A 10,579-nucleotide genomic window follows, 5' to 3' on the forward strand; every position below is an offset into this window, starting at 1 on the left:
CTTCAGAAACGAGTTTTCCGGGCTGTGTGGGTGTGAGCAATGAAGCATAAAAAATCATTTGTAGCTTTTTCAAAAAAAAACGAATATTATTCGAAAAAATTTCACTATCCGGTAACCTGATGTCCAGACAACAAAAACGCCAGCAAAGAGAGGCCGATATTCTGACAGCAACGATCAAGTTGCTGGATGAGCGCAGTTTTCTCGATCTGCGCATGTCTGATATTGCCAAGGCAGCCGACTGCTCCATGGGTGCCATTTACTCACACTTTTCCAGCAAGGAAGATTTGTTACTGGGGTGTGCCAATACCATTTGTAGAATGATGGCTCCCCTGAAAGAGAGTATTTCCCAACAGAACCTGCCACCTCATGAACGTATGGTTCTGTTGTGCTTTTGCATGTGGTACAGCGACGACCAGAATCCGGGGCATTATCGTCTCCAGCAACTGGCTATGAACCCGACCATCTGGGAACGTGCCTCGACCCAACGCTATCAGGCGATCAACGAGTTCTCCAATGAAATGTACGCCTGGATGAATACAGTCTCTAAACAGGCTCTGGAGCAGCACCCGTCACTGCCTTATTGTGATGACCTGGCACTTGAGCTGGAGCTGGGGCTTGTTTCCTGCATGTGGGGGTTATACCAGATAAAAGAGTCCGGCTTCGAAGTATTTGGCACGGTGCTGTCTGGTGATAATGCTTACAGCATTCTGAAGCGCAACATCAAGCGTTTCTTCTCAAGCTGGGATATTTCCCCGGACAAATTCGACGACCGCTTAGATGCACTTCAGATTCTGGCGAAAGGCATTGTCAAAAAAGAGCTTCAGGCCTGACCAGACCTGAAAATATGGATTTTATTTAACCTTAATTGAATATTATTCGTTTTAAATTCGAAAGAAATTTTACTAAACCCCCCAAAAGAAGGACTTTCATGAAAGCAACTTCACCCTTCAGGTTTGCTCGTGCAGCGGCAACAGCAACCCTTTCTATCAGCCTGCTAACTGCCTGCTCACAGTCAGTAGAACAAGAAGCCAGTGTTGTGCGTCCGGTCAGACTGTTCGAAGTCGTTAATCGTCAGGCACAAAACCTGCGCGAATTTCCGGCTATCGTCGCCGCCAGCGAAGAGGCGTCACTCTCTTTCCGGATTCCGGGCGAACTGCTTGAATTTCCGGTGTCTTCCGCAATGATCGTGGAACAGGGGCAATTGCTTGCCAGACTGGATGACCGTGATATCAGAAATGAAGTTGCTGTCCTTCAGGCTGATTTTGATCTGGCAGAAGCCGACTTCCGTCGTATTCAATCCCTTCGAGAAAAACAGGTGGTGTCCCAGTCTGACTTTGATAACGCCAATACACGACTGAAAGCTGCCAGAGTCAACCTGCAACTGGCTAAAGACCGTCTCAGTGACACCGTTCTGACTGCTCCTTTTTCCGGCCGTATTGCGCAGACCCTGGCGGAAAACTATCAATCCGTTCAGGCTCAACAGCCCATTATGATTCTGCAGGATCACAAAACGCTCGATATCAGCATTCAGGTTCCTGAAAGTATTCTGACTCAGGTTCAGGAAGAGCGCGTTGATTCGTCCTATCAGCCAGTAGTGTCATTTGCAGGAAACCACGGCACTGAATACAGGGTGTCTTATAAAGAACACGCTACCCGGGTCACGCCAGGTACACAGTCCTATGAAGTTATTTTCTCCATGCCCGCACCAGAGGCATTTACTGTTTATCCGGGCATGGGGGCCACGCTAGCCATTGACATGACTCAGGTCATGGGTAATGGCAATTCCGCCTCTGAATACATTGTACCCATGACGGCTGTACTGAAAGACGACGCCAGTGGTCAATATCAGGTATGGGTATACAACACTGAAACCGGCACCGTGACTCCGAAGCCGGTAACCGTTGGCCGCATCACCCAGTCCGGAATAACCGTTACTTCCGGCCTTGAGGATGGTGAACAGATTGTATCCGCTGGCCTGAACCGTTTGCGTGCCGGTATGGAAGTCAAGCCGCTGGAACGTGAGCGCGGGGTGTAACCATGAATATCGCTGAATATTCAATTAAGAACAAAGTCATCAGCTGGACTCTGGTGGTTGTGTTGCTGGTTGGCGGCATAGTGTCGTTTAAAAATCTGGGACAGCTGGAATTTCCTGAATTCCCAATTCCACAGGCAATGATCAACACCGCTTACCCGGGCGCTTCGCCGGAACAGGTTGAGGAAGAAGTCACCCTGCCCCTGGAGCGAGCCATACAGGAACTGGAATACATTAAAGACATCATCTCTGTATCCAGTGCCGGAAATTCACAGATTATGGTTGAGCTTGGATTTGATTACAGTGCCGATCAATTCCCGCAAATCTGGGATGAGCTTCGCCGTAAGGTCGGTGACGTCCAGAGCCATTTACCACCTGGCGTCTATCCGTCCATCGTCAACGATGATTTCAGTGATGTGTATGGCATTCTCTATAACATCAGTGGAGAAGACTACAGTTACCGGGAACTGGAAGACTATGCCAACATTCTGCGCCGGGAATTAACTCTGGTAGAAGGCGTTAAGAAAGTCACCATTGCCGGTACGGTTTCCGAGCAGGTCATTATTGAGCTTTCCCAGTCCAGACTGACTTCGCTGGGCATTGACCCTAACCTTATTTATGGCCTGATTCAGAATCAGAACATTGTTTCCAATGCAGGAAGCATGCTGATTGAAGGGCTGTCAGTTCGAATTCATCCAACCGGCGAATTTCAGTCGATTGCAGAGCTGGAACAGTTGGTCATCAATGTGCCCGGCAGCTCTGAGCTGGTTTATCTGGGCGATATTGCCAGCATTTACAAAGCAACCGATGAAACACCAATTAATGTCTATCGCAGTAATGGCGAAAAAGCACTCTCTCTGGGGATATCCTTTGCCAAAGGCGTTAATGTCGTCAATGTAGGCCGGACGGTTGATCAGCGCATGGCAGAGCTGGAGTCCAGCCGCCCCATCGGTATCGAGCTGACAAAGGTGTATGACCAGCCCGATATTGTTTATCACTCCGTGAATGACTTTATCATGAGCCTGATTCAGGCGATTACCATTGTTATCGTGGTTCTGTTGTTCGCCATGGGGTTACGCTCCGGGCTGCTGATGGGTGGCATACTGCTGCTGACCATCTTCGGCACCTTCATTGGCATGAACCTTCTGTCCATTGAGCTGGAGCTGATTTCTCTGGGTGCGCTGATTATTGCGCTGGGGATGCTGGTCGACAATGCCATTGTGATCACAGAAGGTGTGCTGGTAGGCCTGCAGCGAGGACAGACTCGCATGGAAGCCATCAAGAATATTGTTGAGCAGAACATCTGGCCATTGTTGGGTGCAACGACCATTGCCATCATTGCCTTCGCTCCCATCGGTCTTTCGCCGGATGCAACCGGCGATTTCATGGGCTCACTGTTTCAGGTACTGCTGATTTCATTAAGTATCAGCTGGCTTCTGGCGATCACCCTGACACCGTTCTTTTGTCATATCGTGTTTAAAGATCCGGATCAGACGACACTGACCGGTAACTCTGAAGACCCTTACAAGGGGGTTCTGTTTGTTGTTTATCGCGCTATTCTCAATAAGGCACTGAGACATCGCATTGTTTCACTGGTGCTTATTGTCGCTACACTGTTTGCAGCCATTGCCGGTTTCGGTCATATCAAGCAGGCCTTCTTTCCCCCATCGAACACTCCTATTTTCTTTGTGGATGTCTGGATGCAGGAAGGGACTGATATACGACAAACTCAGGAAAACATGCGTGCGCTTGAGCAGGAAGTCCTTTCCTTCAATGAAGTACACAATGTCACCTCTGTGATGGGGATGGGCGCACAGCGCTTTATCCTGACCTACCAGCCGGAAAATGTATACAGCAGTTATGGTCAGCTGATCATAGAAACGGATAATGTACACACCATTGAAACGCTGCTGCCACAACTCCGTGACCGCTTTGAGAGCAAGTATCCAGAATACGATTACAAGTTCAAGCTTCTGGAGAACGGCCCTGCGCCTGCCGCCCGTATCGAAGCCCGCTTCTACGGACCGGATCCGGATGTACTGCGTCAGCTCGGTAGCCGTGCGATTGAAGTGATAGAAGCCGTACCCGGTGCTGTCGATATTCGCAATAACTGGCGCGAACCTGTATCCATTGTCCGTCCACAACTGGATGAAGCTGCCGCCCGTCGCAGCGGTATTACCAAGCAGGCACTGGACCGCACTCTGTTGATGAACTTCAGTGGTCAGACGGTCGGTCTGTACCGGGACGGCAGTTATCTGATGCCGATTGTCGCCCGTGCGCCTGAAGAAGAGCGCTTTAATGCTGACCATATTGACGATTTGCAGGTATGGAGCCAGGAGCGCAATGCGTTTGTTCCCATTAATCAGGCGGTAAAAGGTTTTTCGACGGAGACTGAAAACCCGCTAATTATGCGCCGGAACCTGAAGCGTGTCCTGACCATTATGGCAGACGTTGCACCCTTCAGTGACGATACGCCAGAATCCATGCGTCAGAAATTGATCAAAGAGGTGGAAGCGATTCCTCTGCCCGAAGGTTACAGCTTCGAATGGGGTGGTGAATATGAAACTGCCAGTGAGGCTAATGAGGCCGTCTTCAAATCCGTGCCAATAGGCTACCTGACGATGTTCCTGATCACCATTCTGTTGTTCAGTACTTTACGACAGCCGCTTGCTATCTGGTCAACCGTGCCGCTGAGTATTATTGGTATTACGGCAGGCCTGTGGATGCTGAATATGCCATTCACCTTCACCGCCATGCTGGGAATGTTAAGCCTGTCTGGCATGGTGTTGAAAAATGGCATTGTGCTGGTTGAGCAAATCAATATTGAAGCGAAAACAGCCACATCCATCCAGAAAGCCATTACAGACGCCTGTATCAGTCGTGTTCGTCCGGTCTGTATGGCAGCCATGACCACCATGCTGGGTATGATTCCGCTGATTGCTGATGCGTTTTTCAGCTCCATGGCGGTGACCATTATCTTTGGTCTTGGTTTTGCCACCGTGCTGACACTGGTGGTACTGCCGGTGATTTACTCGCTGCTGTACCGTATTCGTTTTGACCAGTAACTGAAAACCCAATGAATCCCGGCATCCTGTTTTTTCAGGGGCCTGAGCAACCTCTGTCGGGGTTCATTACTCTCTCCAGACGACTCCCGTATAATCCCCGGTAAATTTCAAGCAGGGATTCAACGATATGATTCGTTTTGCTGTTGTCGGTACCAACTGGATCAGCCACGCCTTTTGCCAGGCAGCTCATACCACCGGACTCCTCAAGCTGGCTGCGGTTTATTCCCGTACACTGGATACTGCCCATTCCTTTGCAGCCCGATATCAGGTCGATGTCTGTCATGGCAACCTTCAGGCAATGGCAGAAAGCCCCGATATTGATGCTGTTTATATTGCCAGCCCAAACTCGCTACACGCCTCCCAGGCAGAGCTTTTTCTGAAACAGGGCAAGCATGTGATCGGCGAAAAACCGCTGGCTTCCAGTATCAATGAAGTGAAACACCTGATCACTGTCGCACAGGAAAACAGTGTTGTCTTAATGGAAGCCATGAAAACCCGCTATCTGCCAAACCTGCAGATAATCCGGGAGGCTCTGCCTTCACTGGGCAGGATTCGACGGGCGCATTTCAGCTATTGTCAGTACTCTTCCCGCTACCAGAAATACCTGAATGGAGAAAACCCGAATACCTTTAATCCGGAGTTTTCAAACGGTTCCCTGATGGATATTGGCATCTATCCCCTGACGGCTACCATTGAACTGTTCGGCAAACCTGAGCAGGTTTCAGCCAGCGGCAGTCTGCTGGATTCCGGGGTAGATGCCCATGGCTCTCTGACATTGAGCTATGACGGTTTTGAGGTGCTGGTCAGTCATTCAAAAGTGAGTGACGGTCTGACGCCCAGTGACATACAGGGAGAAGCGGGTTCGCTGTTGATCGAACATATTTCTGACTGTCGCAAGGTGACTCGTATTATCAGAGGGGAAAAACCGGAAGACCTGACCACAGATCAACCGGAAAACACCATGGAATATGAAGCAAGAGTATTTGCCGAACTGATCCGAAACCAGCAATATCAGCACCCTGGCCTGATTACCACTCAAATCGTCAGTGAAATCATAACCGACGCCAGAAAAATGATTAGCGTCGTGTACCCTGCCGATAAGTCGTTATAACAGCGGACTGATCAACTGCATGGTATTTTCCAGCAATTTTCTCCGGAAAGGCCGGTTTGCCCAGCTTGATGCTTCGACAGGTTCAGACAAAGCAATGTAACTTTCCAGTAACAGCGCCATGGTCTGGCCGAAAGCCCGGTCGTAGATGATCAGGGTGACCTCAAAATTCAGCCAGACGCTGCGCATATCAAGGTTCACCGTACCAAACAGAATGGTAGAACGGTCCACCAGCACACACTTGGTGTGCAACAGCCCGCCCTTAAACTGCTGAATATTAACGCCCACATCCAGCAGTTCTTCATAATAAGAGCGACTCGCGTAATGCACCATACGGGAGTCGTTTTTTTCCGGCACCAGCAGTTGCACATCCACACCCCGCATAGCGGCAGAACGCAGCGCCGTTAACAGGGCTTCATCCGGTATAAAATAGGGTGTGGAAATCAACAACTCTTCTTTACTCTCATAAATCGCTGTCAGCAATACCTGATGAATGGATTCCCTTTCTACATCAGGTCCCGAGGGCATGATATGCACAGATGCCCGGTTGTCACTCAACTGACTTGGGGGCATTTCATACGTTGACTGAAAAACAGAGAATGGTTCACCCGTTTCCAGAGTCCGGTCCCATTGCACGACAGTGGACATGACATGAGCCGCCACACCTTCCATACGCACCATGGCATCAACCCAGCGTCCGACATTGGCGTCGGTTTTAAAATATTTCGGGTCAACCAGGTTAAAACTGCCGGTCCAGGCAATATCATCATCGACTGCCAGTATTTTGCGATGGTTGCGAATGTCGATGCGTTCCACCAGCATACGCAGTAAACCCACCGGCAGCGATTCGGTAACACTGATGCCTTCCAGACGAAAGCGCCTGCCCCAGTATTGCCTTAAAAAACGGCGACTGCCGACACCGTCCAGCACGACCACACAATCGACACCCCGTTTGGCTGCCCTGATCAGAGCTTCTGCCAGCTCCCTGCCACGCCCGGCGGTGTCCCAGATGTAAAACTCCAGGGCAATGCTTTTTTTCGCCCGCTCAATATCCTGAAGAATGCCATCAATAATAGCGTCGGTTTCGTGAAAGAGTTGCAGATTGCTGCAGGGGATAACCGGAATACCCAGCGCCTGCTCGGAAAGGGTATAGATACCCGCATGCTGCCAGGCTGAATCCTGTCTGAAAGGTGTGTTTGAAATCACCGAAGTCAGGTGATCAGACCACTGCTCATAATCCGGATACAGTTTTTCCAGCCGTTTGATACGCTTGGTTCCCAGACGACGGGGGCCAAACAACAGATAACAGACAAACCCGGCAACCGGCAGGGCAAACAACAGCACCAGCCACGCCAGGGATACCCCGACGGAGCGACGGTGCATAATGATGTTCAGCGCAAACGCCATAATAAGGGCAAGGTAAACGCCCCCAAACAGGATGCTGTACCAGGAACTGTCCATTAACTGCCATAAAAATCATTGTTATCAGGAAAACAGTAAGTGGCCGTAATTATTCCACAGCAGTTTTCCAGTCATTATCAGGGAGATTATCACAATCATCGGTCGAATGATCTTCTGACCACGACTCATTACCACTTTAGAACCCAGTCTGGCACCAATCAGCTGACCGGTAATCATCACCAGGCCTACTTTCCAGACCACGGCTCCGCCCAGAATAAAGAACAGTAGCGACGCGATATTGCTGGTGCAGTTTAACACTTTGGTATGGGCTGTCGCTCTGGTCAGGGAGAACCCCATCAGGCTGACAAAGGCAATGGCAAAGAATGAACCGGTACCCGGACCAAAGAAACCATCGTAAAAGCCAATACCGAATCCGGCCGTCAGGGCAAACAGGTTCATGGAAAAGCGCTGTTTACGATCTTTATCGCCAACACTGGGAGAAAACAGGAAGTAACCGGCAATACCGATCATCAGGAAGGGGATTATCTGTTCCAGCACACTGGCATCAATCATCTGTACCAGCGTTGTGCCGATTGCACTACCCACAAAAGTCAGGACAATGGCGAGCTTCAGGTCGCCCAGTTTCACCATGCCTTTGCGGACAAAATAGTAACTGGCAGAAAAGGCTCCGCCACTGCTTTGCAGTTTATTGGTAGCCAGCGCCTGAGCCGGAGTTAATCCTACCGCCAGCAAAGCGGGTACCGTAATCAACCCACCACCACCGGCAATGGAATCGACAAACCCTGCCGTCAACCCCACCAGAAACAGCAACAGCGCCCAGTCCAGACTCAATACAAATTCCAAAGCCAGCCTCTTCGTACAATGAAACATTAGTTCTAACAACGCTGCATTGTACGTAGTTATATCTAACTTGGCATGAGGGGTTATGCGGTGTTCATGCTAACTCAGAAGCCCCAAAAGCCTGCATTAAAGTTAATGCGTTTTTTGAACCATCTCAGCTCTTTGTTTATTGGATGATGCTTGTAGAAATGCATTCGCTCATGGCTGTTTATTATAAAATCTGCACAACGAAAAAAGCCTGCTTAATTACTTAAGCAGGCTTTTCATAAATATGGCTGGGGTAGCAGGATTCGAACCTGCGCATACCAGGATCAAAACCTGGTGCCTTACCGCTTGGCGATACCCCAACTGATGTCATTACGACAAGGATGATGGTAGCTAGGGGCAGATTCGAACTGCCGACCCCAGCATTATGAGTGCTGTGCTCTAACCAACTGAGCTACCTAGCCATCAAACCGGAGCACATTATCTGGATTTCAAATCAATCTGTCAACCGTTATGTCATTAAGTTTCAACTCAAAAACAACCAGACCGGGGACTCAACTTCTGTTTCGCAGAAGCCGACAGAAAGATGGCTGGGGTAGCAGGATTCGAACCTGCGCATACCAGGATCAAAACCTGGTGCCTTACCGCTTGGCGATACCCCAACTGTGTCGTTAAGACGCTTTCGAAGTTACCATCGTTTCAATCAATGTCAACCAGTGGTTGCAGTCATTGTTTGAAATGGTAGCTAGGGGCAGATTCGAACTGCCGACCCCAGCATTATGAGTGCTGTGCTCTAACCAACTGAGCTACCTAGCCCCGAAAGACGAAACGCATTCTCAGGATTTATGCCTTTCCTGTCAACCACTTGGACTGCATTTTCAGCAAATACCTACCCACACTTCGTCATTGCGCTAACCTTTTTCAAAACGATGTATAGGATGTAGCCTGCTTTGCTGAACTTTCACACCCAGCTGACACCGGTCGATCTCAGCGCTTTAGACCCGGACTCTTTTGCAACCGGAACACTGCCCGACAGTCTGGCAGGGATTGATATTGGCATTCGCCCCTGCCGCAGCAATGGCCCAAACATTTCAGCGGTTGAAAGTGGTCAGAAGCTGCTGATCCATAACTATGGTCATGGCGGCGCAGGCTGGTCCCTGAGTCATGGCAGTGTCCTGCATGCCCTGTCACTGTTTGAAGACCGGCACTGCCGCCGGTCGTCTCCCATTACAATCATTGGGGCAGGCGTTATGGGACTACTCACCAGTCTCTACCTTTATGAGCGCGGTTATCGCAACCTGGAAATTGTTGCCCGCGAGTTTGAAGGCATCACCTCCTGTCGCTCAACGGGTTATTACGCCCCGCTGGCAATGAGCCTGAACAGTGACAAACAGCAGGCGTTCATCAATGACATCGGGTTCACCACATTCACAACCTTTCAGGCTATACAGCAAGGCAGCCACCCTTTGTTTAAAGTGGGCATCAGCCCGGTCAATGTTTACGCCGGTACTGGTGATCACTCTGAAGGAACACTGGAAACCCAAACAGGGCTTGAGCCTTATGTAGCAAAGGGACTGCTTCCGGAACCGGAACTTGGAGAAATTGATTTCGGCAACGGTCAGAAACACGTTATGCGTCGTTTTCAGACCTATTTTATGAACACCCCGGATATCATGGCTGAACTGACCAGCCTGCTGAACCAGAGAGGCATACGCCGCACCCAAAAAAACATAAACGAGTTCAGTGAAATCAACAGCGATATCATTTTCAACTGTTCAGGCATTGGCGCCAGACTACTGAACCACGACAACAACATTCACCCCAATCTGGGTGTTCTGCTGCTGTTAAAGCAACCGATTATAGAACAACTGCATTACATTATTTACACCCGCTATCGCAGCCCCTGGTCAGCCCCAACGGAGGACAACTACATCTACTTTATGCCCAGAGGCAACGGACTGCTCGGTGCTACCTTTATTCCCTTTAATGAAGGTACTGACGAAGCAGAAAACATGAAACAGGTTCGCCGCATTATCCTTGAGAACAAAGCCTTCTTTGGTACATAAGTACGCAACCAGACAACACAAAAGGAACCTCTGGCACTTCTTCCTGTCTTAACACTGATAG

The 10,579-nt window shown here is 49.7% G+C and carries 7 protein-coding genes and 4 tRNA genes; 5 read left to right on the top strand and 6 right to left on the bottom strand.

Going from position 1 to position 10,579, the window contains the following annotated elements; all coding sequences use genetic code 11:
• The first annotated feature begins 119 nt into the window (after nt 1-119).
• The 4 genes from V5J35_RS06465 (at nt 120) to V5J35_RS06480 (ending at nt 6,208) form a co-directional block, all read left to right on the top strand.
• The gene (locus V5J35_RS06465; protein ID WP_354010464.1) at nt 120-830 is read left to right on the top strand and encodes a TetR/AcrR family transcriptional regulator; all 711 of its coding nucleotides are present in this window, start codon (nt 120-122) and stop codon (nt 828-830) included.
• Nucleotides 831-928: 98 nt separating this feature from the next.
• A complete protein-coding gene (locus tag V5J35_RS06470; RefSeq protein ID WP_354010465.1) occupies nt 929-2,035 on the top strand; it encodes an efflux RND transporter periplasmic adaptor subunit in 1,107 nt (368 codons plus the stop codon).
• A gap of 2 nt (nt 2,036-2,037) precedes the next feature.
• Nucleotides 2,038-5,097 (top strand): efflux RND transporter permease subunit, encoded by a 3,060-nt coding sequence (locus tag V5J35_RS06475; RefSeq protein WP_354010466.1) that lies wholly within the window; start codon nt 2,038-2,040, stop codon nt 5,095-5,097.
• 127 nt (nt 5,098-5,224) lie between these two features.
• Nucleotides 5,225-6,208: a Gfo/Idh/MocA family protein gene (locus V5J35_RS06480; protein ID WP_354010467.1), complete on the top strand. Its 984-nt coding sequence runs from the start codon at nt 5,225-5,227 to the stop codon at nt 6,206-6,208.
• On the opposite strand, the gene cls is transcribed toward V5J35_RS06480, so the two are convergent.
• From cls to V5J35_RS06510, 6 genes are all read right to left on the bottom strand, one after another.
• Complete coding sequence (gene cls, locus V5J35_RS06485) at nt 6,203-7,666, bottom strand: cardiolipin synthase (RefSeq protein WP_354010468.1); 1,464 nt, start codon at nt 7,664-7,666, stop codon at nt 6,203-6,205. The two genes, V5J35_RS06480 and cls, sit on opposite strands and share 6 nt — an antisense overlap.
• 24 nt (nt 7,667-7,690) lie before the next feature.
• Complete coding sequence (locus tag V5J35_RS06490; RefSeq protein ID WP_354010469.1) at nt 7,691-8,470, bottom strand: TSUP family transporter; 780 nt, start codon at nt 8,468-8,470, stop codon at nt 7,691-7,693.
• 269 nt (nt 8,471-8,739) lie between these two features.
• Nucleotides 8,740-8,814, bottom strand: a tRNA-Gln gene (locus V5J35_RS06495).
• Between the two features lie 25 nt (nt 8,815-8,839).
• Nucleotides 8,840-8,916 (bottom strand) — tRNA-Met (locus tag V5J35_RS06500).
• 123 nt (nt 8,917-9,039) lie between these two features.
• A tRNA-Gln gene (locus V5J35_RS06505) sits at nt 9,040-9,114 on the bottom strand.
• Nucleotides 9,115-9,191: 77 nt separating this feature from the next.
• Nucleotides 9,192-9,268, bottom strand: a tRNA-Met gene (locus V5J35_RS06510).
• A 134-nt stretch (nt 9,269-9,402) separates the two neighbouring features.
• Here V5J35_RS06510 and V5J35_RS06515 point away from each other — a divergent pair.
• A complete protein-coding gene (locus V5J35_RS06515) occupies nt 9,403-10,518 on the top strand; it encodes an FAD-dependent oxidoreductase (RefSeq protein ID WP_354010470.1) in 1,116 nt (371 codons plus the stop codon).
• The last annotated feature ends 61 nt before the right edge of the window (nt 10,519-10,579 follow it).

It is taken from the genome of Endozoicomonas sp. NE40, assembly GCF_040549045.1.
Lineage (GTDB): Bacteria > Pseudomonadota > Gammaproteobacteria > Pseudomonadales > Endozoicomonadaceae > Endozoicomonas_A > Endozoicomonas_A lisbonensis.

Bases quoted from the DNA above. Each gene is read 5' to 3' on its own strand.
- V5J35_RS06465 (WP_354010464.1), top strand. From the start codon at position 120: ATGTCCAGACAACAAAAACGCCAGCAAAGAGAGGCCGATATTCTGACA.
- V5J35_RS06470 (WP_354010465.1), top strand. From the start codon at position 929: ATGAAAGCAACTTCACCCTTCAGGTTTGCTCGTGCAGCGGCAACAGCA.
- V5J35_RS06475 (WP_354010466.1), top strand. From the start codon at position 2,038: ATGAATATCGCTGAATATTCAATTAAGAACAAAGTCATCAGCTGGACT.
- V5J35_RS06480 (WP_354010467.1), top strand. From the start codon at position 5,225: ATGATTCGTTTTGCTGTTGTCGGTACCAACTGGATCAGCCACGCCTTT.
- cls (WP_354010468.1), bottom strand. From the start codon at position 7,666: ATGGACAGTTCCTGGTACAGCATCCTGTTTGGGGGCGTTTACCTTGCC.